Annotated in this window: 18 protein-coding genes; 11 read left to right on the top strand and 7 right to left on the bottom strand. The window is 65.9% G+C overall.

What is annotated here, in order from left to right:
- Positions 1 to 10: 10 nt before the first annotated feature.
- The 3 genes from WN73_RS10040 to WN73_RS10030 are packed head-to-tail and all read left to right on the top strand — an operon-like array spanning position 11 to position 3,839.
- Positions 11 to 2,092 carry a M3 family metallopeptidase gene (locus tag WN73_RS10040; protein ID WP_271552584.1) on the top strand — a complete coding sequence of 694 codons (2,082 nt, stop codon included), beginning with the start codon at positions 11 to 13 and terminating at the stop codon, positions 2,090 to 2,092.
- Complete coding sequence (locus tag WN73_RS10035; RefSeq protein ID WP_011090480.1) at positions 2,092 to 2,730, top strand: DUF1007 family protein; 639 nt, start codon at positions 2,092 to 2,094, stop codon at positions 2,728 to 2,730. The genes WN73_RS10040 and WN73_RS10035 overlap by 1 nt, the downstream gene beginning before the upstream one ends.
- On the top strand, positions 2,721 to 3,839 hold the full coding sequence (locus tag WN73_RS10030) for a nickel/cobalt transporter (protein WP_271552582.1): 1,119 nt from the start codon (positions 2,721 to 2,723) through the stop codon (positions 3,837 to 3,839). The genes WN73_RS10035 and WN73_RS10030 overlap by 10 nt, the downstream gene beginning before the upstream one ends.
- A gap of 125 nt (positions 3,840 to 3,964) precedes the next feature.
- Here the strand turns inward: WN73_RS10030 and WN73_RS10025 are convergent, their stop codons facing one another.
- On the bottom strand, positions 3,965 to 4,363 hold the full coding sequence (locus WN73_RS10025) for an MAPEG family protein (RefSeq protein WP_011090478.1): 399 nt from the start codon (positions 4,361 to 4,363) through the stop codon (positions 3,965 to 3,967).
- Positions 4,364 to 4,445: 82 nt separating this feature from the next.
- Here WN73_RS10025 and hemH point away from each other — a divergent pair, with 82 nt between their 5' ends.
- From hemH to WN73_RS10005, 4 genes are all read left to right on the top strand, one after another.
- A complete protein-coding gene (gene hemH / locus WN73_RS10020) occupies positions 4,446 to 5,483 on the top strand; it encodes a ferrochelatase (protein WP_011090477.1) in 1,038 nt (345 codons plus the stop codon).
- Between the two features lie 26 nt (positions 5,484 to 5,509).
- The gene (locus tag WN73_RS10015) at positions 5,510 to 6,487 is read left to right on the top strand and encodes an ABC transporter substrate-binding protein (RefSeq protein WP_333925363.1); all 978 of its coding nucleotides are present in this window, start codon (positions 5,510 to 5,512) and stop codon (positions 6,485 to 6,487) included.
- A gap of 230 nt (positions 6,488 to 6,717) precedes the next feature.
- Positions 6,718 to 7,722, top strand: a complete 1,005-nt coding sequence (locus tag WN73_RS10010) for an SPFH domain-containing protein (protein WP_011090475.1) — start codon at positions 6,718 to 6,720, stop codon at positions 7,720 to 7,722.
- A 61-nt stretch (positions 7,723 to 7,783) separates the two neighbouring features.
- Positions 7,784 to 8,227, top strand: a complete 444-nt coding sequence (locus WN73_RS10005) for an NfeD family protein (RefSeq protein ID WP_011090474.1) — start codon at positions 7,784 to 7,786, stop codon at positions 8,225 to 8,227.
- Positions 8,228 to 8,411: 184 nt separating this feature from the next.
- Here WN73_RS10005 and WN73_RS10000 read toward each other — a convergent pair whose 3' ends face one another.
- Complete coding sequence (locus WN73_RS10000; RefSeq protein ID WP_271552573.1) at positions 8,412 to 8,738, bottom strand: winged helix-turn-helix transcriptional regulator; 327 nt, start codon at positions 8,736 to 8,738, stop codon at positions 8,412 to 8,414.
- Positions 8,739 to 8,810: 72 nt separating this feature from the next.
- On the opposite strand from WN73_RS10000, the gene WN73_RS09995 reads away from it, so the two are divergent.
- Positions 8,811 to 9,362, top strand: a complete 552-nt coding sequence (locus tag WN73_RS09995; protein WP_271552571.1) for a carboxymuconolactone decarboxylase family protein — start codon at positions 8,811 to 8,813, stop codon at positions 9,360 to 9,362.
- A gap of 97 nt (positions 9,363 to 9,459) precedes the next feature.
- Here the strand turns inward: WN73_RS09995 and WN73_RS09990 are convergent, their stop codons facing one another.
- Complete coding sequence (locus WN73_RS09990; RefSeq protein ID WP_028173857.1) at positions 9,460 to 10,467, bottom strand: KpsF/GutQ family sugar-phosphate isomerase; 1,008 nt, start codon at positions 10,465 to 10,467, stop codon at positions 9,460 to 9,462.
- 191 nt (positions 10,468 to 10,658) lie between these two features.
- Here WN73_RS09990 and WN73_RS09985 point away from each other — a divergent pair, with 191 nt between their 5' ends.
- Entirely contained in the window at positions 10,659 to 12,401 is a 1,743-nt protein-coding gene (locus tag WN73_RS09985) for an outer membrane beta-barrel protein (RefSeq protein ID WP_028173858.1), read from the top strand.
- Positions 12,402 to 12,578: 177 nt separating this feature from the next.
- Here the strand turns inward: WN73_RS09985 and WN73_RS09980 are convergent, their stop codons facing one another.
- Together WN73_RS09980 and gltB are read right to left on the bottom strand one after the other, a co-directional pair.
- Positions 12,579 to 14,030 carry a glutamate synthase subunit beta gene (locus tag WN73_RS09980; RefSeq protein WP_271552570.1) on the bottom strand — a complete coding sequence of 484 codons (1,452 nt, stop codon included), beginning with the start codon at positions 14,028 to 14,030 and terminating at the stop codon, positions 12,579 to 12,581.
- A 141-nt stretch (positions 14,031 to 14,171) separates the two neighbouring features.
- Entirely contained in the window at positions 14,172 to 18,905 is a 4,734-nt protein-coding gene (gene gltB / locus WN73_RS09975; RefSeq protein ID WP_028173860.1) for a glutamate synthase large subunit, read from the bottom strand.
- 490 nt (positions 18,906 to 19,395) lie between these two features.
- Between gltB and WN73_RS09970 the strand changes: the two genes are divergently transcribed.
- Positions 19,396 to 20,178: a hypothetical protein gene (locus WN73_RS09970; RefSeq protein ID WP_028173861.1), complete on the top strand. Its 783-nt coding sequence runs from the start codon at positions 19,396 to 19,398 to the stop codon at positions 20,176 to 20,178.
- A gap of 133 nt (positions 20,179 to 20,311) precedes the next feature.
- Here WN73_RS09970 and WN73_RS09965 read toward each other — a convergent pair whose 3' ends face one another.
- Together WN73_RS09965 and WN73_RS09960 are read right to left on the bottom strand one after the other, a co-directional pair.
- On the bottom strand, positions 20,312 to 21,082 hold the full coding sequence (locus tag WN73_RS09965; protein ID WP_271552566.1) for an alpha/beta fold hydrolase: 771 nt from the start codon (positions 21,080 to 21,082) through the stop codon (positions 20,312 to 20,314).
- A gap of 153 nt (positions 21,083 to 21,235) precedes the next feature.
- On the bottom strand, positions 21,236 to 21,706 hold the full coding sequence (locus WN73_RS09960) for an Hsp20 family protein (RefSeq protein ID WP_028173863.1): 471 nt from the start codon (positions 21,704 to 21,706) through the stop codon (positions 21,236 to 21,238).
- A gap of 207 nt (positions 21,707 to 21,913) precedes the next feature.
- On the opposite strand from WN73_RS09960, the gene WN73_RS09955 reads away from it, so the two are divergent.
- Positions 21,914 to 22,861 (top strand): alpha/beta fold hydrolase, encoded by a 948-nt coding sequence (locus WN73_RS09955; protein ID WP_011090464.1) that lies wholly within the window; start codon positions 21,914 to 21,916, stop codon positions 22,859 to 22,861.
- The last annotated feature ends 10 nt before the right edge of the window (positions 22,862 to 22,871 follow it).

The following is a 22,871-nucleotide window of genomic DNA, read 5'->3' as shown; positions in this document are numbered from 1 at the left end:
GGGACTTGCGATGTCAGAAACCCGCCAAACTACGGACCCCGAGACCAACCCGCTGCTGAAGGCCTGGGTGACGCCGTTCGCGACCCCGCCCTTCGACGAGATCACGCCGGAGCACTTCCTGCCGGCCTTCGAGCAGGCCTTCGCCGACCATTCCGCCGAGATCGCGGCGATCACCAACGACCCGGCCGCGCCCGACTTCGCCAACACCATCACGGCGCTGGAGCGCTCGGGCAAGCTGCTGAGCAAGGTGGCGGCGGTGTTCTATGACCTCGTCTCGGCGCATTCCAACCCGGCCATCCTGGAGATCGACAAGGAGGTTTCCTTGCGGATGGCGCGGCACTGGAATCCGATCATGATGAACGCCGTGCTGTTTGGTCGCATCGCCCAGCTGCACGAGAACCGCGCCAATCTGGGGCTTTCGCCCGAACAGCTCCGCCTGCTGGAGCGCACCTATACCCGCTTCCACCGCGCCGGCGCCGGCCTCTCCGAGGAGGCCAAGACGCGGATGGCCGAGATCAACGAGAGGCTCGCCCAGCTCGGCACCGGCTTCAGCCATCATCTGCTCGGCGACGAGCAGGAATGGTTCATGGAGCTAGGGGAGGCCGACCGCCAGGGCCTGCCGGAGAGCTTCGTCGCCAGCGCCAAGGCTGCGGCGGAAGAGCGCGGCATGGCCGGCAAGGCCATCGTCACGCTGTCGCGCTCCTCGGTCGAATCGTTCCTGAAGAGTTCGGCCCGGCGCGACCTGCGCGAGAAGGTCTACAAGGCCTTCACCGCGCGCGGCGACAACGGCAACGCCAACGACAACAATACGACCATCGTCGAGATCCTGAAGCTGCGCGAGGAGAGCGCGAACCTGCTGGGCTATCCGACCTACGCCGCCTACCGGCTCGAGGACTCCATGGCCAAGACGCCGGAAGCGGTGCGGGGGCTGCTCGAGCGGGTCTGGAAGCCGGCGCGCGCCCGGGCGCTCGCCGATCGCGACGAGATGCAGACGCTGATCACGGAAGAGGGCGGCAATTTCAAGCTCGCGCCGTGGGACTGGCGCTTCTACGCCGAAAAGCTCCGTCTTCAGCGGGCCAATTTCGACGACGCTGCGATCAAGCCGTATCTCGCGCTCGACCACATGATCGCCGCCGCCTTCGACTGCGCCACGCGCCTGTTCGGCATCACCTTCGAGGAGCGCAAGGACGTGCCGGTCTGGCACCCGGACGTCCGGGTCTGGGAGGTGAATGGGCGGGACGGCAAGCACAAGGCGCTGTTCTATGGCGACTACTTCGCCCGGCCGTCGAAGCGCTCCGGCGCCTGGATGACCTCGCTGCGCGACCAGCAGAAGCTCGACGGCGACGTCGCGCCGCTCGTTCTCAATATCTGCAATTTTGCCAAGGGGGCCGGCGGCGAGCCCTCGCTGCTGTCGCCTGACGACGCCCGCACCCTGTTCCACGAGTTCGGCCACGGCCTGCACGGCATGCTGTCCAACGTGACCTATCCGTCGCTGTCGGGCACCTCCGTGTTCACCGACTTCGTCGAGCTGCCGTCGCAGCTCTACGAGCACTGGCAGGAACGGCCCGAGGTGCTCCAGCAATTCGCCCGCCACTACCAGACCGGCGAGCCGCTGCCGGACGACCTGCTCCAGCGCTTCCTCGCCGCGCGAAAATTCAACCAGGGCTTTGCCACGGTCGAGTTCGTCTCCTCGGCGCTGGTGGACCTCGAATTCCACACCCAGCCGGCCGCGGCGGCCAGCGACGTACGGGCCTTCGAGAAGAAGGAGCTGGAGAAGATCGGCATGCCCGAGGAGATCGCGCTGCGTCATCGGCCGACGCAATTCGGTCACATCTTCACCGGCGACCATTATGCCGCCGGCTATTACAGCTACATGTGGTCGGAGGTGATGGACGCCGACGCCTTCGGCGCGTTCGAGGAGGCCGGCGACATCTTCGATCCGGCCGTCGCAAAACGTCTGCATGACGACATCTACTCCTCGGGCGGATCGGTCGATCCGGAGGCCGCCTATGAGGCCTTCCGCGGCCGCCCGCCGGAGCCCGACGCACTGCTCCGCCGCCGCGGCCTGCTCGACGACGCCAGGGCGGCCTGATGGGTATGCGCGCCCTGCTCGGTCTGTTGCTCGCCGCCGTCCTCACGCTCGCGGCGGGTGCGGCGCGCGCGCATCCGCATGTCTGGATCACCGCGACCAGCGAGCTCCTTTACGCCGCGGACGGCAGCATCACCGGCGTCCGCCACGCCTGGACCTTCGACGACATGTTCTCGGCCTATGCCGTGCAGGGGCTCGAGAGCAAGACCAAGGGCGCCTATACGCGCGAGGAGCTCGGGCCGCTGGCGCAGACCAATGTCGAGTCGCTGAAGGAATATGCCTACTTCACCTTCGCGCGAGCGGACGGCAAGAAGGAGCGATTCCAGGAGCCGGTCGACTACTTCCTCGACTACAAGGATACGGTGCTGACCCTGCACTTCACGCTGCCGCTGAAGAACCCGGTCAAGCCCAAGCAACTGGTGCTCGAAGTGTTCGACCGTTCCTTCTTCATCGACTTCCAGATGGCCAAGGACAATCCGGTCAAGCTGGTCGGCGCGCCCGCCGGCTGCCAGATGAAGCTGGACCGGCCGAACGACGGCTCGGCCACCGCCCAGAAGCTCAACGAGCAGACCTTCCTGAACGGCGAGAACAGCAATTTCGGCATGATGTTCGCCAACAAGATCACGGTGGATTGCCCTTGACCGGTAGCCTGCATTCGCCGCTTGCCCGCGGGCTGCTCGCCTGTGCTGCGGTTGTCGTCGTGCTCGGCGTGGCTGATGCCGCGCTTCACGATCTCCTCGCGCAAAATCCGTTCGGCGCACCGAGACCCGCGCCGGCGGCCGAGCCCGAGGCCAGCGGCCTCATCGGCTGGCTATTGGCAAAACAGTCGGAATTCTATCGCCAGATGTCGGCGACCATCCGCGCCGCCAAGTCCGACGGTTCGGCGGTGTGGACGCTGCTCTTCATCTCATTTGCCTATGGCATCTTCCATGCCGCCGGCCCCGGCCACGGCAAGGCGGTGATCGCCTCCTATCTCGTCGCCAACCGCGAGACCGCGCGGCGCGGCATCGCGCTCTCGTTTGCCTCGGCCCTGATGCAGTCGGTGGTCGCGATCCTGATCGTCGGCATCTCGGCCTGGATCCTGAATGCGACGGCCAAGACCATGTGCAAGGCCGAAGGCGTGATCGAGATCGCGAGCTATGGCCTGATCGCGCTGTTCGGCCTGCGGCTGGTCTGGGTCAAGGGCGGCGCCTTCATCCGCGCGCTTCAGGCGACCCAGCCGGTGCCGGCGATCGCAGGCGTGCCGCAGCACCATGATCACGGCCATCACCACCATCGTGAGGCGCATGATCATCATGATCACGATCACCATGATCATGGTCACGCCCATCACGATCACGGGCACGACCACGTCCACGACGAGCATTGCGGCCATTCCCACGGTCCCGCGCCGAGCGAGCTGGCCGGGCCCGGCGGCTGGCGGCGCGGGTTCGCCGCGATCCTGACCGTCGGCATCCGCCCTTGCTCGGGTGCGATCCTGGTGCTGGTGTTCGCGCTGGCCCAGGGCCTGTTCTGGGCCGGCATCGCCGCGACCTTCCTGATGGGGCTCGGCACCGCGATCACGGTCGCGGCCATTGCCGTCGTCGCCGTCTCCGCCAAGGACATCGCCGCCCGCCTGAGCGCAGGGCGCGACGGCGGCGGCGCGCTGTTCATGCGCGGCATCGAATTCGGCGCCGCAGGTCTCGTGCTGCTGTTCGGCGTCGGCCTGTTGTTCGGCTACATCGCCGCCGAACGGACGACGTGTTTTTGAGCGGAGCACTTCGCTCCATCCGGGCTACGATCAACTATCACCGTCGGCCTTCGAGGCTCACCCCACGGTGCTTTGCACCGCGGGGCTCGCACCTCAGGATGACGGGTTGAAGGGCGCGCGCCGCCTCACACCGGCAAGAACCGCTTCAGCATCGGCATGAAGAAGATCACGAGATTGATCGCAAAGCCGATGCTCCAGAGGATCGAGCGCAGCGTCGGGCGGTTGCCGAGATAGGTCAGCACGTAGGCGATCCGCACGATCAGGAACAGCACCGCGAGCTCGTCGATCAGCCGCTGCGGCGAGTCCCTGAATTCGGCGAGCAGCACCGCGAAGGCGAAGAACGGAAAGGTCTCGATGCCGTTCTGGTGGGCGCCGAGCGCGCGCTGCGCGATGGCGTCCTCATAGAAGGCGGGATCGCGTGGCCGGGAATTGTCGAACCCGCGAAACCGGATCCATTTGATCGAGGCGATCGTCGCAAGGTAGAGCAGCAGCGCTCCGAATACGCACCATTCCGCGAGTGTCATCTTCCCTCCCCCGCTTGGGTGCGACCCTAGCGAAACCGAGCTCATCTTGACAAGTTCGGTGCAACGCGCGACGCAACTGATCATGTCGACCGCCGCTCCCAACGAGACCACACAGCCAACCGTCCAGTCCGGCCAGAAGCGGGTCGGCGTGCTCCTGGTCAATCTCGGCACGCCCGATACGGCCGATGCGCCGGGGGTGCGGGTCTATCTCAAGGAATTCCTCTCGGACGCCCGGGTCATCGAGGACCAGGGCCTGGTCTGGAAGGTGGTGCTGAACGGGATCATCCTGCGCAGCCGTCCCCGCACCAAGGCGCTCGACTACCAGAAGATCTGGAACAACGAGAAGAACGAGTCGCCACTGAAGACCATCACGCGGTCGCAAAGCGACAAGCTCGCCGCCGCGCTGTCGGATCGCGATCACGTCGTGGTGGACTGGGCGATGCGCTACGGCAATCCCTCGATCAAGTCGGGCATCGACGCGCTGATCGCGGAGGGATGCGACCGCATCCTCGCGGTCCCGCTTTATCCGCAATATTCCGCCTCGACCTCGGCGACCGTCTGCGACGAGGTGTTCCGCGTGCTCGCCCGCCTGCGTGCGCAGCCGACGCTGCGGGTGACGCCGCCGTACTACGAGGACGAGGCCTATATCGAGGCGCTCGCCGTCTCGATCGAGACGCATCTGGCAACCCTGCCGTTCAAGCCGGAGCTGATCGTCGCCTCCTTCCACGGCATGCCGAAATCCTATGTCGACAAGGGCGATCCCTATCAGGAGCATTGCATCGCCACGACCGAGGCGCTGCGCCGCCGGCTCGGCGTGGACGCATCAAAATTGCTGCTGACCTTCCAGTCGCGCTTCGGCAATGACGAGTGGCTCCAGCCCTACACCGACAAGACGATGGAGCGGCTCGCGAAAGAGGGCGTGCGCCGCATCGCGGTGGTGACGCCGGGTTTTGCCGCCGACTGCCTGGAGACGCTGGAGGAGATCGCGCAGGAGAATGCCGAGATCTTCAAGCACAATGGCGGCGAGCAGTTTTCCGCGATCCCCTGCCTCAACGACAGCGAACCCGGCATGGACGTGATCCGCACCCTGGTGCTGCGCGAGCTCCAGGGCTGGATATAGTGAGCCTGGATCTGATGATTCGCCCGGTGAACCGCCGCGCGTGTCTGGCGCTTCTTGGGACGATCGTCGTGCTGCCGGCTTCGGCACAGGCGCAGCAGGCGAATGCGACGCGGCGGCTCGGCGTGCTCTCGGTCACGGCTGCCGACGATGCGATCGGGCAGACGCGCAGCGCCATCCTGGTCGAGGCGCTCGCCGCCCATGGCTGGAAGGAGCACGGCAATCTCAGGATCGACTGGCGCAGCGGCGCCGGCGACCGGGCGCGGATCGCCGGGCTCGCCGACGAGCTGATCGCGCTCAAGCCCGACATCCTGCTCGCGGTCGGCACGCCCTCGGTCGAAGAGCTGCGCCGGCGCACCGCGACGATCCCGATCGTGTTCGCCGTGGTGACCGATCCCGTCAGCCAGGGCTTCGTCCAGAACCTCGCCCATCCCGGCGGCAACATCACCGGCTTCACCGATTACGACGGCCCGCTGGCCGGCAAATGGCTGGAGATGCTGACGCAAGTGACGCCGAAAGTGTCCCGCGTCTTCGTCGTCTACAATCCCGCCACCGCGCCGTTCGCGCCGCTGATGCTGCGCACGATCGAGGACGCCGCACGGACGCTTCACGTGACGGTCGAGCCCGCGCCGGTCCATGACGCAGCCTCGATCGCGGCGCTGGCCTTCCGCAAAGACGGCGGCCTGCTGATCCTGCCTGATTTCTTCACCCTGGCCAACCGCGCGCATCTGCTCGCGGCCGTCAGAGAGGCGCGCGTGCCTGCGGTGTTCTGGAGCCGCACCTTCGTCGACGAGGGCGGGCTGATGTCCTACAGCACCGACAGCGCCGAGCAGCTCCGCCGTGCCGCGGGCTACATCGATCGCATCCTGAAGGGCGCGCAGGCAGCCGACCTGCCGGTGCAGAACCCCACCAAGTTCGAGCTCGCGGTCAACCTCAAGGCCGCCAAGGCGCTTGGCGTCACCATTCCCCCAGGCTTGCTCGCAACCGCGAACGACGTCATCGAATAAAGTCGTCCGTGACGGACGACATGTCCGGATTCGTTAACTTTCGCCGCTAGGTCTGCGCCCGGACGCTTTCAAGAGCCTTTCGGAAATACATATCGTGACCGTTTCCCCCCGAGTTCGTCTTGTGCAGAATCGTCCGAATGCCGACGTGAATCGTAACCGCTGAACCAGTAAGGTCGCGTTCCCGACCAATGACAGCGCGGGAAAGGGCTTTTTCCCGCCTTGGAGGAAATATGAGCGGTTTCGACATTTTCGCGATTGTTCTGGTTTTGCTCGTCATCGTCACGCTGATTGCCGGCGTGAAGACCGTCCCGCAGGGCTATGACTGGACCATCGAGCGGTTCGGCAAGTACACCCAGACGCTGAGCCCCGGGCTCAACCTGATCGTGCCCTATTTCGATCGCGTCGGGCGCAAGATCAACATGATGGAGCAGGTGATCGACATTCCCGAGCAGGAGGTGATCACCAAGGACAACGCCACCGTGACGGTGGACGGCGTCGCCTTCTACCAGGTGTTCGACGCCGCCAAGGCGAGCTACGAGGTCTCCAACCTGACCCAGGCCATCACGGTCCTGACCATGACCAACATCCGCTCGGTGATGGGCGCGATGGATCTCGACCAGGTGCTGTCGCATCGCGACGAGATCAACGAGCGCCTGTTGCGCGTCGTCGATGCGGCGGTCTCGCCCTGGGGCCTGAAGGTCAACCGCATCGAGATCAAGGACATCGTGCCGCCCGCCGATCTCGTCGAGGCGATGGGCCGCCAGATGAAGGCGGAGCGCGTCAAGCGCGCCGACATTCTGGCCGCCGAAGGCCAGCGACAGTCGGAGATCCTGCGCGCGGAAGGCGCCAAGCAGGGCCAGATCCTCCAGGCCGAGGGCCGCAAGGAAGCCGCGTTCCGCGACGCCGAGGCCCGCGAGCGGTCCGCGGAGGCCGAGGCCAAGGCGACGCAGATGGTCAGTGAAGCCATCGCCAAGGGCGACGTCGCGGCGTTGAACTATTTTATCGCCGACAAATATATCAAGGCGTTCGGCCAGTTCGCGGACTCGCCGAACCAGAAGATCATCATGCTGCCGATCGAAGCCACCAGCATGCTCGGCTCGCTCGCCGGCATCGGCGAGATCGCGAAAGCAACGTTCGGCGAAAGCGCGGCGTCTGCGGCTGCCGCTGCTCGCCGCCCGGGCTCTGTGCCTCCGACCGGCAGTACGCCGCCGGCGGTGCCGCCGCGGCAGGGATAGTCACCGGCGCATGACGCGGTTCTTTTGAAAACGGCATGCGTCAATATTCAGAGGTCGTATCATGACCGACACGTTCGTATCGCTCGGCACCTGGAACTGGCTGATCTTTGCCTTCATCCTGATGGCGCTGGAGACGATCGCACCGGGCGTATTCCTGTTCTGGCTCGGGCTCGCCGCTTTGCTGGTGGGCCTGATCTCGTTCGCCGTTCATCTGTCCTGGCAGACTCAGCTCGTGATGTTCGCGATCTTCGCTGCCGCCGCCGTGCCGGTGTGGCGGCGGCTCGCCCGGCCGAGGCCCGATGCAAGCGCAAGCCCCTTCCTCAACAAGCGCACCGAGGCGCTGCTCGGCCGTGAGTTCACGCTGGAGAAGCCGATCGTCGACGGCAACGGCACCATGCGCATCGGCGACACGGTCTGGCGCGTCGCAGGTCCCGATACGCCGGCCGGGACGCGCGTGAAGGTGGTGCAGGTGGACGGCGTGAATCTGACGGTGGCGGTGGCGTAAAGACTCTTTCCCTCTCCCCCTGTGGGAGAGGGTGGCTCGCCGCGTCGCGGCGAGACGGGTGAGGGGTATGTCTCCGCAGACGGCGAGCTGAGCTTGAGGAGGCATACCCCTCATCCGGCGCTTCGCGCCACCTTCTCCCACAAGGGGAGAAGGAATTTCGGAGTGCGCGGCGGCCTTTTGAGCCCTACCTCCTCCACCTCTCCGCGAACCTGTGCAGCGGCATGAACGTCTCGCACAAGTCCCGCCCGAGCGGCGTCAGCCCATAGCCTCCGCCTTCGCCGAGCTCCACGAACCCCGCCTCGCGCAAATCGTCCAGCCGCGCTTGCAGCACCGTGGGCGAAGCCTCGTCGCACGCCGTGCGCAATGCGCGGGAGGTGAGGGGCTCCTCGCGCAACTCCCACAGGATACGCAAGGTCCAGCGCCGGCCGAGCAGGTCGAGCAGCGCCATGATCGGCCGTCCGGTGCGCGAGCCGCGGACGTTGCGTGTTGTCGAACCGGCCTGTTTCGCCATCGTCGTCCTCTTGCGTCGCGCTACAGATAGTGTAGCGTATCGCTACGATAATTGTAGCAACGGAGACGGCCGATGTCCCGGGCCACACCGCGCATTGCGCCGCTCGCGCCGCCTTATCCCCCGGAGATCCAGGCGCAGTTCGACCGCATCATGCGCGGCGCGCCGCCGCTGGTGCTGTTCCGGGTGATGGCGGGCCACGGCCGCGCCTGGGACAAGTTTCGCGCCGGCGGGCTGCTCGATCCCGGGCCGCTGTCCCTGCGCCAGCGCGAGATCGTGATCGACCGCACCTGCGCGCTGAACAGGTGCGAATACGAATGGGGCGTGCATGTCGCGGTCTTTGCCGGGCCGGCGCGCCTCACCGAGGACGAGGTCCGCGCCACCGCAGAGGGCGATGCGACGTCGCCGTGCTGGTCCCCGGCCGAGCAGGCGCTGATTGCCGCCGTCGATGCGCTGCATCACCGCGCGACGTTCACCGACGCGGAATTCGCCGCGCTCGCGGCGCATTACGACGAGGCGCAGATTTTGGAGATCATGCTGCTGTGCGGCTTCTATCGCACGGTGTCGTATCTGGCGAACGGCTTGCGGCTGCCGCTGGAGGAGAAGGCTGCGCAGTTTCCGGCGTAGCCCTCGCTGTCATTCCGGGGCACGCGAAGCGTGAACCCGGAATCTCGAGATTCCGGGTTCGATGCTTCGCATCGCCCCGGAATGACTGTGCTTGAAGCTACGCCACGCCCGCGCGCAGCAGATCGTGCAAATGCACGATGCCCACGACCTTGCCCGCCTCGGTCACCAGCAGCGTCGTGATCTTGCGGGTGTTCAGCACCTCGATCATCTCGGTGGCGAGCATCGAGGGCGGCACGGACTTGGGCTGCCTGGTCATGATGTCGTCGACCGACACTGTCAGCAGGTCTGGACGCATGTGGCGGCGCAGATCGCCGTCGGTGATGATGCCGACGGCCTCATTCGCGTCGTTGACGATGCAGACGCAGCCCAGTCCCTTGGCCGACATCTCGACCACGGCCTCCGACATCTTGGTGCCTTCAGGCTTGACCGGGATCTCCGCGCCGGTGCGCATGTAGTCGCGGACGAATTTCAGCATCGCGCCGAGCTTGCCGCCGGGGTGGAAATGCGCGAACTCGAGCGCGGTGAAGCCGCGGCCTTCGAGCAGCGCGATCGCGAGCGCATCGCCGATCGCGGCCTGCATCAGGGTCGAGGTGGTCGGCGCCAGATTGTGCGGGCAGGCCTCGCGCGCCTTCGGCAGCTCGATCACGAGGTCGGCGGCCTGTCCCAGCGAGGACGCCGCGTTCGACGTCACGGCGATCATCGGGATCGCAAAGCGCGCCGAATAGTTCACGAGGGTCTTCATCTCCGGCTGCTCGCCGGACCAGGACAGCGCCATGATGACGTCGTCCGCGGTGATCATGCCGAGGTCGCCATGGGCGGCTTCAGCGGTGTGAACGAAGAAGGCGGGCGTGCCGGTCGAGGCCAGCGTCGCTGCGATCTTGCGCCCCATATGGCCTGACTTGCCGAGCCCGGTGACGATGACGCGACCCTTGGCCTGCCGGATCATGTCGACCGCCTTGGCGAAGGTCGCACCCAGCGGGCCGCGCAGGGCGGCGGCGAGCGCGTTGATGCCGCCGCTCTCCGTCTCCAGGGTGCGGAGTGCGGATTCGACGCTTGTGGGAATGGGGCCGGATGATTGGGTCATCAGCGGTTTCGAACTCGGCATGTTCAGGTCCAGGGAGGAGGGGCGATGGCCCGTTGGTGCCTGCTTAGCACGCCTCGGCGTATGAGGCGACGCGGCCGCCCCGACCCTCAACGGGTCATTAACCATAATTGTTTTAACTCCATTAACGATGGTTTCTGCCAGCCAGCGGGAACCATCGCGAAAGTATTTGATTTCGTTGGGGTAATTCCATCGTGGGGTCGTCTCCAGGCATGGGCCGGAGCAAACGCGCGCATTTCCTGCGCGCGGCTTTGCCGTGTCTTGCGCTGACGGCCCTGCAAAGCGGTCCAGTCGCCGCCCAGAGCCTCACGCCCGACCTGTTCAATCCCAACCGCGGCGGCTTCGCCGCGCCTGAGACATTGCCGACGCGCCGCACGGCAGGCGTGCCGCAGGCGCCCTCGGACGCGCTGCCGGCGCTGCCCGATCCCAATGCCGACCCGCGCAAGCGCCAGCAGACGCCGGCGACCTCGCGCGTCGGCCAGGTGCCGACCTACGGCCTGCCGGCCGCCAACGGCGCCAGCGGCTCGGGTTACGACTCGCTCAACCGCAAGCGGCAGCAGCCCAAGCTCTATCCCGGGCAGCCGAAGCCGAAGCGCCCGGTCGGACCCGGCTCGCCGGTGCCGCCGGCAACGCCGGACAGGACGCTCGGCCCGCCGCGCATCGCGCCGCCGCCGTCGGAGACCGCGCACAAGGTGCCGGTGCCGCCGGCGATGGCCGGCAACGTGCCCGGCCAGCCGCTGCGCCGTCGCCTCAAGGCCGATGACGACGCGTTCGGCGCGGTCGGCGATTATGCCGGCAGCTTCCTGATCAAGGGCGGGCTCGAGCTCTCCGCCGGCTATGACACCAACCCGGCGCGTCTGAACAAGCCGGTCGGCTCGCCGGTCTACGTCGTCGCGCCCGACCTCCTCGTGGCGTCCGACTGGGAGCGCCACGCGCTGGTCGCCGATTTGCGCGGCTCGTTCTCGGGCTACACCAACAACATGCCGGCGACGATCGACGGCTTCGCCTCGCCCTCGCCGGTCGAGATCGACCGGCCCGATTTCACCGGTCATGTCGACGGCCGCATCGACGTCGACCGCGATCTCAAGCTGACCTCGCAGCTGCGCCTGCGGCTCGCCACCGACAATCCCGGCAGCCCGAACGTGCAGGCCGGCCTTCAGAAATATCCTGTCTATGCGACCTATGGCACGACCATCGGTTTCGACCAGACCTTCAACCGCTTCCAGGTCGCCGCCGGCGCCACCGTGGATCGCACCGCCTACACGGATTCAAAACTCACCGACGGCTCGACCTTCAGCAACAACGATCGCGACTTTAATCAGTACGGCGGGGTCGGCCGCTTCTCCTACGAGCTGAAGCCTGGGCTAAAACCGTTCGTCGAGATCCAGGGTGACACCCGCGTCCACGACCAGGCCGCCGACCGCAACGGCTATTTCCGCGATTCAAACGGCGGTTATGCCAAGGTCGGCTCGTCCTTTGAGTTCTCGCGCATCCTCACGGGCGAGGTCTCGGTCGGCTATTCTGCGCGCAACTATGTCGACCCGCGCCTCAGTCAGCTCTCGGGCTTCCTCACCTCGGGCTCGCTGATCTGGAACGCGAGCGGCCTGACCACGGTGAAATTCGCCACCGACACGCAGATCGCGGAGACCACGGTCCCCGGCTCCTCCGGCGTGCTGGTGCACACCTACGGGGTCGAAGTCGATCACGACTTCCGCCGCTGGCTCACGGCCGTCGGCAAGTTCACCTACGGCACCTACGACTACCAGAACCAGGGTCGTAACGACAAAACCTACTCGCTCGAAGGCAACCTGATCTACAAGCTCAACCGCAACATCTGGATCAAGGGCACCCTGCGCCACGACATCCTGGACTCGAACCAGCCGACCTCGAGCTCGCAGGGCACGGTGGTGATGCTGGGGGTGAGGCTGCAGAATTGACGCCTGTCGGCACGAGTCTGGAGTGAGATGAGGCGCGAGAGCGCGGCTCTCTCCGCTCGTCATTCCGGGGCGCGCCATTTGGCGCGAACCCGGAATCCATCGGGCGTCAGGGGGCGTGGATAAATGGATTCCGGGCTCGCGCTTCGCGCGCCCCGGAATGACCGGCGAGCGGCGAACCTACCGCGGCAGATCCGTCTTCCCCATCAAGAACGTATCAATCGACCGGGCGCACAGCCGGCCCTCGCGGATGGCCCAGACCACCAGCGATTGCCCACGCCGCATGTCGCCGGCGGTGAACACGTTCGGGCGCGAGGTCTGGTAGTCGAGCGTGTTGGCCTTGACGTTGCCGCGCGGGTCGAGCTCGACCGAGAGCAGCTTGAGCAGGCCCTCATGCACGGGGTGGACGAAGCCCATGGCGAGCAGGACGAGCTCGGCATCCAGCTCGAACTCGGTGCCGGCAATCGGCTTGAACTTGTCGTCGACGCGGACGCAGTGCAGCTTCTTGACCTGGCCGTTCTCGCCGGAAAACTTCTGGGTCAGCACGGCGAATTCGCGGATCGCGCCTTCGGCCTGGCTGGAGGAGGTGCGCATCTTCAGCGGCCAGTTCGGCCAGGTCAGGCCCTTGTTCTCGCGCTCGGGCGGGGCGGGCATGATCTCGAGCTGGGTCACGGACAGCGCGCCCTGGCGCAGCGAGGTGCCGATGCAGTCCGAGCCGGTGTCGCCGCCGCCGATGACGACGACATGCTTGCCGCTGGCCAAAATCTCGGTGACGCCGTTCAGCGGCTCCTCGGAGACGCGGCGATTCTGCTGCGGCAGGAAGTCCATGGCGTAGTGGATGCCTTGGAGATCGCGGCCGGGGATCGGCAGGTCGCGCGGGGCTTCCGCGCCGCCGGTCAGCGCCACGGCGTCATACTCGTTGAGCATCTCGCGCGGATCGACATTGCCGTCAGCGCCGACATGGCTGTTGTAGTGGAAGGTGACGCCTTCGCCTTCCATCTGCTTGACGCGGCGGTCGATGATGCCCTTCTCCATCTTGAAGTCGGGGATGCCGTAACGGAGCAAGCCGCCGGCCTTGGCGAACTTCTCGAACAGGTGCACGTCGTGGCCGGCGCGCGCGAGCTGCTGCGCGCAGGCCATGCCGGCGGGTCCAGAGCCGATCACTGCGACCTTCTTGGCGGTCTTGACGGAGGCGACTTCCGGCTTCAGCCACCCATTGTCCCAGGCGCGGTCGACGATCGCGCATTCGATCGTCTTGATGGTGACCGGGTTGTCGTCGATGTTGAGCGTGCAGGACGCTTCGCACGGCGCGGGGCAGATGCGCCCGGTGAACTCCGGGAAATTGTTGGTCGAGTGCAGGTTGCGCGAGGCCTCTTCCCAGTTGCCCTGATAGACGAGGTCGTTGAAATCGGGGATCTGGTTGTTGACCGGGCAGCCCGGCGTGCCGGGCGCGACCGAGCCTGTGCCGTGGCAATAGGGAATGCCGCAGTTCATGCAGCGCGCGGCCTGGTCGCGCGTTTCCCTCTCGGTCAAGGGAACGACGAACTCGTGAAAATGCTTCACCCGCTCGGCGACCGGGGTGTACTTGCGATCGTGCCGTTCGATTTCCAGAAAACCCGTGATCTTGCCCATTAAACCCGAAGTCCCTGCCGCTTAGGTTTGTTTGCCGTCGTTCCGGGATGCGCGCGCCGCGCGCAGACCCGGAACCTGGAGGTTGGTTTGCGAGATTCCGGGTTCGCGCTTTGCGCGCCCCGGAATGACGCGAGTTGAGAATTACGCCCCGATCGCGATCTTCGGCTCGGCGTCCGCGTTGGCCGCCATTTCGCGCAGCGCACGCCGGTACTCGACCGGCATCACCTTGCGGAATTTTGGCAGCCAGTCCTTCCAATTGGCAAGGATGTCGGCGGCGCGCTTGGAGCCGGTCGCTTTCGCATGGCGCGTGATCAGGACGTGCAGCCGCTCGACGTCGGAGTCGAGTAGGCCCTTGAACACGTCGACCCGGCCATGCGCCTCGAGGTCACCGGTGTGATTGTAGGTGCCGGCGTTGATCAGCTCCTCCGACAGGACCGGTTCGAGTTCGACCATGCTGAGGTTGCACAGCTTGTCGAAGTCGCCGGTCTCGTCGAGCACGTAGGCGATGCCGCCCGACATGCCGGCCGCGAAGTTGCGCCCGGTCTTGCCGAGCACGACCACGATGCCGCCGGTCATGTATTCGCAGCAATGATCGCCCGCGCCCTCGACCACGGCGATCGCGCCCGAGTTGCGCACGGCGAAGCGCTCGCCGGCGATGCCGCGGAAGTAGCACTCGCCCTGGATCGCGCCGTACATCACGGTGTTGCCGACGATGATGCTTTCTTCCGGCACGATCGCGGAGTTCTTCGGCGGCTTGACTATGATCTTGCCGCCCGAGAGGCCCTTGCCGACATAGTCGTTGCCTTCACCCTCGAGCTCGAAGGTGACGCCATGGGCGAGCCACGCGCCGAAGGCCTGGCCGGCGGTGCCCTTGAGGCTGACATGGATGGTGTCATGCGGCAGGCCGGCATGGCCGTAGATCTTGGCGACCGCGCCCGACAGCATGGCGCCGGCGGAACGGTTGGTGCTGTTGATCGTAGCGTCGATCTTCACCGGCGCGCCGCGATCGAGCGCGGGCGTCGCCTGCTCGATCAGCGTGCGGTCGAGCACCGCTTCCAGATGATGATTCTGGCGCTCGGAGTGATAGATCTTCTGGCCCTTCTCTTCCTTCTGCTTGACGAACAGCTTGGAGAAGTCGAGCCCCTTGGCCTTCCAGTGCGCGACCAGCTTGGTCTGGTCGAGCAGCTGAACCTGGCCGATCATCTCGTTGAAGGTGCGGAAGCCGAGCGAGGCCATGATCTCGCGGACCTCTTCCGCAACGAAGAAGAAGTAGTTGATCACGTGCTCGGGCTGGCCGGTGAAGCGCTTGCGCAGGACCGGGTCCTGGGTCGCGACGCCGACCGGGCAGGTGTTGAGATGGCACTTGCGCATCATGATGCAGCCGGCAGCGATCAGCGGCGCGGTAGCGAAGCCGAACTCGTCGGCGCCGAGCAGCGCGCCGATCACGACGTCACGGCCGGTGCGGAAGCCGCCATCGACCTGGACCACGATGCGGCTGCGCAGCCGCTCGCGCACCAGCGTCTGGTGGGTTTCGGCAAGGCCGATCTCCCACGGCGAGCCGGCGTGCTTGATCGAGGTCAGGGGCGAAGCGCCGGTGCCGCCCTCGAAGCCCGCGATGGTGACATGGTCGGCGCGCGCCTTGGCGACGCCCGCGGCGACCGTGCCGACGCCGATCTCGGAGACGAGCTTGACCGAGACGTCGCCCGTCGGGTTGACGTTCTTGAGGTCGTAGATGAGCTGCGCCAGATCCTCGATCGAGTAGATGTCGTGATGCGGCGGCGGCGAGATCAGGCCGACGCCCGGCGTCGAGTGCCGGACCTTGGCGATGGTCGCGTCGACCTTGTGGCCGGGCAGCTGGCCGCCTTCGCCGGGCTTGGCACCCTGCGCCATCTTGATCTGCATCATGTCGGAGTTGACGAGATACTCCGTGGTGACGCCGAAGCGGCCCGAGGCGACCTGCTTGATCGCCGAGCGCATGGAATCGCCGTTCGGCAGCGGCTTGAAGCGGTCGGCTTCCTCGCCGCCTTCACCGGTGTTCGACTTGCCGCCGATCCGGTTCATGGCGATCGCGAGCGTGGTGTGCGCCTCGCGCGAGATCGAGCCGAAGCTCATCGCACCCGTGGCAAAACGCTTGACGATGTCCTTGGCCGGCTCGACCTGGTCGAGCGGCACCGGCTTGCGCTTCTCTTCCTCCGCGCTCTTGATCCGGAACAGGCCGCGCAGCGTCAGCAGGCGCTCGGACTGTTCATTGAGGATCTTGGCGAAGGCGCGATAGCGCTCCAGCGAATTGCCGCGCGCGGCGTGCTGAAGCAGCCCGACCGACTCGGCGGTCCAGGCATGGTCCTCGCCGCGGCTGCGATAGGCATATTCGCCGCCGACGTCGAGCGAGGTCTTGTAGACCAGCGCCTCGCCGAACGCGTCGGCATGGCGGCGCACGGCTTCTTCCGCGATTTCGGCCAGACCCACGCCTTCGACGCGGGTATGCGTGCCGGCGAAGAACTTTCCGACAAAGTCCGCCTTGAGGCCGACCGCGTCGAAGATCTGCGCGCCGCAATAGGACTGGTAGGTCGAGATGCCCATCTTGGACATCACCTTCAAAAGACCCTTGCCGATCGACTTGATGTAGCGCTTGACGATCTCGTAGTCGTCGAGCGAGCCGGGCAGGCGGTCCTTCATCGCGATGATGGTCTCGAACGCGAGGTAAGGATTGATCGCTTCGGCGCCGTAGCCGGCAAGGCAAGCGAAGTGATGCACTTCGCGCGGCTCACCGGATTCGACGACAAGGCCGACCGAGGTGCGCAGTCCGACGCGGATCAGATGATGATGCACGGCAGCGCAGGCCAGCAGTGCCGGGATCGGGACCCGGTCGGTGCCGACCATGCGGTCGGACAGGATGATGATGTTGACGCCCTCGCGCACCGCGCTTTCGGCGCGCGCGCAGAGCTCGTCCAGCACCTGGTCCATGCCGGCTGCGCCGAGCCCGGCGTGGAAGGTGGTGTCCAGCGTGCGCGACTTGAAGTGGGTGTCGGCCACGTCGGTGATCGAGCGGATCTTCTCGAGATCCGCGTCGGTCAGGATCGGCTGGCGCACTTCGAGGCGCTTGGTGGTGGCCATGCCCTGCAGGTCGAACAGGTTCGGCCGCGGTCCGATGATCGAGACGAGGCTCATCACCAGCTCTTCGCGGATCGGGTCGATCGGCGGGTTGGTGACCTGCGCGAAGTTCTGCTTGAAGTAGGTGAACAGCGGCTTGGCCTTGTCCGACAGCGCCGAGATCGGCGTGTCGTTGCCCATCGAGCCCGCGGCTTCCTCGCCCGTCGCCGCCATCGGCGTCATCAGGATGGTGATGTCTTCCTGGCTGTAGCCGAACGCCTGCTGGCGATCGAGCAGCGACAGGTTGGAGCGCACGCCGGTGGTCGGAACCTTCGGCAGCTCTTCCAGCACGATCTGGGTCCGCTCCAGCCACTCCTTGTAGGGATGGCTCTTGGCGAGCTCGGCCTTGATCTCGTCGTCGGGGATCAGGCGGCCCTGCTCGAGGTCGACCAGCAGCATCTTGCCGGGCTGGAGCCGCCACTTGGTGATGATCTGGTCCTCGGGGATCGTCAGCACGCCCATCTCGGACGCCATCACGATGCGGTCGTCCTTGGTCACGAGATAGCGCGCCGGCCGCAACCCGTTGCGGTCCAGCGTGGCGCCGATCTGGCGGCCGTCGGTGAAGGCGATCGCGGCGGGGCCGTCCCACGGCTCCATCAGCGCGGCGTGATATTCGTAGAAGGCGCGGCGCTTCTCATCCATCAGCGGATTGCCGGCCCACGCCTCCGGGATCATCATCATGACGGCGTGCGGCAGCGAGTAGCCGCCCTGCACCAGGAATTCGAGCGCGTTGTCGAAGCAGGCGGTGTCGGACTGGCCTTCATAGGAGATCGGCCAGAGCCGGTTGATGTCCTTGCCGTAGAGCTCCGAGCTCACCGAAGCCTGGCGCGCCGCCATCCAGTTGGTGTTGCCGCGCAGCGTGTTGATCTCGCCGTTATGCGCGATCATGCGGTAGGGATGCGCCAGCGACCAGGCCGGGAAGGTGTTGGTCGAGAAGCGCTGATGCACCAGCGCCAGCGCACTCTCGAAGTCCGCCTCGTGCAGGTCGGGATAGTACTTGCCGAGCTGGTCGGCGAGGAACATGCCCTTGTAGATCACCGTGCGGCAGGACATCGAGCAGGGATAGTAGCCCGCAAGGCCGCGGTCGCGGCGCTGGTAGATCGCCTGCGAGATCGACTTGCGCAGGATGTAGAGCCGGCGCTCGAAATCGTCCTCGGTCTTGGCGGTGCCGTTGCGGCCGATGAACACCTGCATGCAGGCGGGCTCGGTCGGCTTCACGGTGACGCCGAGCGAGGAGTTGTCGGTCGGCACGTCGCGCCAGCCGAGCAGGGTCAGGCCCTCTTCCTTGATCTGGTCGGCGATGATGCTCTTGATGACGTTGCGCCAGGCGGTGTCGCGCGGCATGAACAGCGCGCCGATGGCGTATTCGCCGGGCTGCGGCAGCGTGAAGCCGAGCTCCTTGGCCTTGCGGCTGAAGAAGGCGTGCGGGATCTGCACCAGGATGCCGGCACCGTCACCGGCGCGCGGATCGGCGCCGACAGCGCCGCGATGCTCGAGGTTGCAGAGGATGCTCAGCGCGTCCGAGACGATCTTGTGCGACTTCTTGCCCTTGATGTTGGCGATGAAGCCGACGCCGCAGGAATCCTTTTCCAGGCTCGGATCGTAGAGGCCTTCGGCGGGCGGGCGCGAATTGTGTTCCTGAATCGGATCGGTCGTTTTCGAGGCGACCGTCGCCGACAGTTCTTCTGCCACGATGTTTGCGCGCTCGAATTGCGACCCGTTCATGTCCTCGTCCTCTCCATGCGGCAAGCTGTCTCACCGCCATCTTCGGCGCACCTTGGGCGTTCCGCGGCACCCGCCTCTGGGTCACCGCTCGTCCGCTGCGAGCCGCATTTTCTTAAATTCAGGCCAAGGCGTTCTACGTCCCCGTGAACGGCTTTGCCTGTTGCCTTCTTGGTGCTCGGAAGCACCGACTTTCGTTGCAATCCCTATGCCGGAACCGCAAGCAAAATTGAGACAGCTTTCCTGTCCTAACCATCACCTTGCCAAATTTTTGTCTATCACACAAGCACGCGAAAGTCCCGATTCCCGATCTGTCAATCAATCGCTTTCCGAAAGTTGCGCAGCCCCGGTTTTGAAGCAAACGCGCCCTGATCCGGCCCTGTGGACGCCGAAATCCCAAATGAAGCTTCGGATCGACCCTTCGGAAGGCGCGCCACGCCGCAAGAAGCGAAAGAGCGCGATCCATCCGGGGGCTGACAGGAGCGTGTCGACCATGAAGTTTTTCACAGGATGTGTGGCCGCCGCCGCGCTGGCGCTGGCTGTGACCGCGGCAGAGGCGCAAGTTCCGGCGAACGGTATTGCGGGAGGGGCCACGATCGCCGTGTCGGATTTCGACCGGCCCTATGCGCCACCGGACGCCGCGCCGCCTCCGCCGCCGCGATATGGCTATGGCTATGGCTACGAGGAACGCGGCCCGGCGCTGCTGCCGGCCACCGAGGTCTATGCGGTGCTGCGCGACAACGGCTTCTCGCCGCTCGGCATCCCGCGGCTGCGCGGCAGCGTCTACACCATCTCGGTGATCGACCGCCGCGGCGACGACGGCCGGCTCGTGATCGACGCCCGCGACGGCCGGATCATCCGCTTCATGCCCGCCGCCGATGCCTACGGCATGGCACCGGCCTATGAGCAGCCCACGGTCGCGCCCTACGGCCCGCAAAGCGCGCTGCCGCCGCCGACCGTGGTCCGCAGCGGCCCGCCGCGCCCGCCGGCCTCGATCCCGCATGTCGCAAGGCGCACGGTGCCGCTGCCCAAGGCGGCTCCGCAGCGCGGCGAGACGCCGGTCGCGGCAGCGAAGCCGGCCGAGCCTGCGGAACAGCAGGCCCAGACGCCGCAAGCTCAAGCACCGCAGGCACAGCCCGTGCAGCAGACCGCCGCCGTGCAGGCCAAGCCCGCCGAGGCCGCGCCGCAGGCCGCTGCGCCGACAGTGGGTCAGGCGAAGCCCGCCGCGACGATTCTGCCGACACAGGACATGCCGGCCGCGCAGGGACTGGATTAGCGCGCAGTTCGTTTGGCGCGACGGCGCTCACGACATTTTCGGTGTCGTCCTGGCTTTCGCCAGGACGATGTTGGAGCAAAGATAAAAGGCGCCTGAGATTTCAGGCGCCTTTTTGCATCGTGAGAATCGCCTCTCAGCTCCGCGGATACCCCGCAGCTTCCAGGATCAGGTTCGCCACGTCCTTCGGATGCGACACCAGCGAGAGGTGGCCGGCATCGAGCTCGACCGTCGTTGCGTTCATGCGCTTGGCGAGGAAGCGCTCGAAGTCCGGATTGATGGTGTCGTCGTTCTTCGACACCGCGTACCAGCTCGGCTTGGCGTGCCATGCAGCTTCCGTGGTGCGGCCGGCGAAGATCGAGGCCGCGGTCGGCCATTGCACGGCATAGAGCTCCTTGGCCCGTTCCGGCTTCACGCCATTGGCGAAATATTTCAGGAAGGCGTCTTCCGAGAGCTTGGTGTAGCCGTCGCGCTCGATGATGCCGGCGCGCACCGGGCCGGTCGGGAATTGCTTCGACAGCGCGACGAAATCCTCGTTGGCATCGGGCGCGCGTGCGGCGACATAGACGAGGCCGGTGACCTTCGGGTCGGTGCCGACCTCGCTGATCACGGTGCCGCCCCAGGAATGCGCGACCAGCACGGTCGGCCCGTCCTGCTCGGCCAGCGCGCGCTTGGTCGCCTCGACCGAGTCCGCAAGCGACGACAGCGGATTCTGCACGGCAGTCACGTGAAGGCCGGCGGCCTGGAGGATCGGGATCACCTCGGACCAGCTCGATCCGTCGGCCCAGGCGCCGTGCACCAGCACGACGTTCTTGGCCTTCACGGCTTGCGGGCTCTGTGCGTGAGCGAGGCTGAGGGGAGCCGCCAGCAGGCTCGCGGCGACGAAAAGGCTGCGCCAAAGTGTCATGATCGTTCTCCGTCTTGTTTTGGGTTCGATGCCCAAAGGACGGAGGAAGAGGCCGCGCTGTTACGAGGCTCACCAGTCTGTGATGCGGTGCAAACGAAAAAAACGCCCCGGGGCACCGGGGCGTTTTCGCAACCTGGAAGTGGCGTGCGTGTTTTACGCGGCGACTTGCGCGGCCGAGTTCTCGATCACCTGCGCCTTGGGCGCGCCGGCGTTGATCGCGATCTGGCGCGGCTTCTTGGCTTCGGGAATCTCGCGGACGAGATCGACGTGAAGCAGCCCGTTCTCGAGCGAGGCGTCCTTCACCTGCACGAAATCGGCAAGCTGGAAGGCGCGCTCGAAGGCACGCGCGGCGATGCCGCGGTAAATCACTTCGGACTTCGAGTTCTCGTTTGCGACTTTCTCGCCCTTGATCGTCAGCGTGTTTTCCTTCGCGACGATGGAGAGCTCATCCTTGGCAAAGCCCGAGACCGCAACGGTGATGCGGTAGGCGTTCTCGCCGGTGCGCTCGATGTTGTAGGGGGGATAACCGGGGCTGCCGTCCGAACCGGCCTGGTCGAGCAGGTTGAAGAGACGGTCGAAGCCGACGGTGGAACGATAGAAGGGGGTGAGATCGTAGGTACGCATGGTCAAGTCCTCCATTGAGCGACTGTTTGGTAACCCGCCCGCCAATCGGGCCGGGCTTTAGTCTGTGTGCAGCCTGATGTTCCGGTTCCGAAACACTGGTAGCGGCCTGCACCATGGTGATATGGGTTCAAGGGAACGGCGTTCAAGAGGGCGGCTACTTGCGCCTTTTCGGCGCTCCCGCCCTTGATTTTCAGCATTTCTCGCCCAATGACGCTGATCTCGATTCCGTCCAATCCCGTTCCCGAAGACGTCGTCAGCGGCACCATCAAGACACCCGATGGCGCCGAGCTGCGCTTTGCGCGCTGGGCGCCGCCGGCGAACCGCAAGGGCACGGTCTGCGTCTTCACCGGACGCAGCGAGCAGATCGAGAAATATTTCGAGACCGTGCGCGACCTGCGCGACCGCGGCTTTGCGGTGGCGATGATCGACTGGCGCGGGCAGGGCCACTCCTCGCGCCGCCTGCGCGATCCGCGCAAGGGCTATGTGCGCGACTTCGCCGATTTCGAAATCGACGTCGAGACCTTCGTGCAGCAGGTGGTGCTGCCGGATTGCCCGCCGCCCTTCTTCGCGCTCGCCCACTCCATGGGCGGTACGGTGTTGCTGCGCGTTGCGCATGCGGGCAAGCGCTGGTTCGACCGCATGGTGCTGTCGGCGCCGATGATCGACCTGCCAGGCCGCACCACCTCGTTTCCGTCGCGGGCGCTGCTGAAGACGATGCGCCTGATGGGGATGGGCGGCCGCTATGTTCCCGGCGGCAGCGATCGCATCACCGGGCTCGATCCCTTCATCAACAATCCCCTGACCAGCGATCCCGTGCGTTATGCGCGCAACGCCGCGATCCTGGAGGAGGATCCGACGCTCGGGCTGGCGTCACCGACGGTCGCCTGGGCCGATAGCGCCTTCCGCGCCATGCACACCTTCAAGGGCATGAACTACCCCTCCGAGATCCGCCAGCCGATCCTGATGCTGGCGGCCTCCAGCGACACCGTGGTTTCGACCGCCGCGATCGAGGAGTTCGCCTACCATTTGCGCGCCGGCTCCCATCTCGTGATCGCCGGCTCGAAGCACGAGATCCTCCAGGAGCAGGACCGCTACCGCTCCCAGTTCTGGGCCGCCTTCGACGCCTTCGTGCCGGGCACGCCGCTGTTCAAGTGAGCGGCCGTGA

The organism is Bradyrhizobium sp. CCBAU 45394 (assembly GCF_028128655.1).
Lineage (GTDB): Bacteria > Pseudomonadota > Alphaproteobacteria > Rhizobiales > Xanthobacteraceae > Bradyrhizobium > Bradyrhizobium diazoefficiens.
Note: the sequence above shows the minus strand (reverse complement) of the source record. Positions and strands in the feature narration are given on the sequence as shown.

Coding starts and splice junctions, on each gene's coding strand:
- WN73_RS09990 (WP_028173857.1), bottom strand. CDS start 10,467: ATGCCGAGTTCGAAACCGCTGATGACCCAATCATCCGGCCCCATTCCC.
- WN73_RS09955 (WP_011090464.1), top strand. CDS start 21,914: ATGACGCTGATCTCGATTCCGTCCAATCCCGTTCCCGAAGACGTCGTC.
- WN73_RS10005 (WP_011090474.1), top strand. CDS start 7,784: ATGACCGACACGTTCGTATCGCTCGGCACCTGGAACTGGCTGATCTTT.
- WN73_RS10040 (WP_271552584.1), top strand. CDS start 11: ATGTCAGAAACCCGCCAAACTACGGACCCCGAGACCAACCCGCTGCTG.
- WN73_RS09970 (WP_028173861.1), top strand. CDS start 19,396: ATGAAGTTTTTCACAGGATGTGTGGCCGCCGCCGCGCTGGCGCTGGCT.
- WN73_RS09965 (WP_271552566.1), bottom strand. CDS start 21,082: ATGACACTTTGGCGCAGCCTTTTCGTCGCCGCGAGCCTGCTGGCGGCT.
- gltB (WP_028173860.1), bottom strand. CDS start 18,905: ATGAACGGGTCGCAATTCGAGCGCGCAAACATCGTGGCAGAAGAACTG.
- WN73_RS09995 (WP_271552571.1), top strand. CDS start 8,811: ATGTCCCGGGCCACACCGCGCATTGCGCCGCTCGCGCCGCCTTATCCC.
- WN73_RS10025 (WP_011090478.1), bottom strand. CDS start 4,363: ATGACACTCGCGGAATGGTGCGTATTCGGAGCGCTGCTGCTCTACCTT.
- WN73_RS09980 (WP_271552570.1), bottom strand. CDS start 14,030: ATGGGCAAGATCACGGGTTTTCTGGAAATCGAACGGCACGATCGCAAG.
- WN73_RS10035 (WP_011090480.1), top strand. CDS start 2,092: ATGGGTATGCGCGCCCTGCTCGGTCTGTTGCTCGCCGCCGTCCTCACG.
- hemH (WP_011090477.1), top strand. CDS start 4,446: ATGTCGACCGCCGCTCCCAACGAGACCACACAGCCAACCGTCCAGTCC.
- WN73_RS10000 (WP_271552573.1), bottom strand. CDS start 8,738: ATGGCGAAACAGGCCGGTTCGACAACACGCAACGTCCGCGGCTCGCGC.
- WN73_RS09960 (WP_028173863.1), bottom strand. CDS start 21,706: ATGCGTACCTACGATCTCACCCCCTTCTATCGTTCCACCGTCGGCTTC.
- WN73_RS10010 (WP_011090475.1), top strand. CDS start 6,718: ATGAGCGGTTTCGACATTTTCGCGATTGTTCTGGTTTTGCTCGTCATC.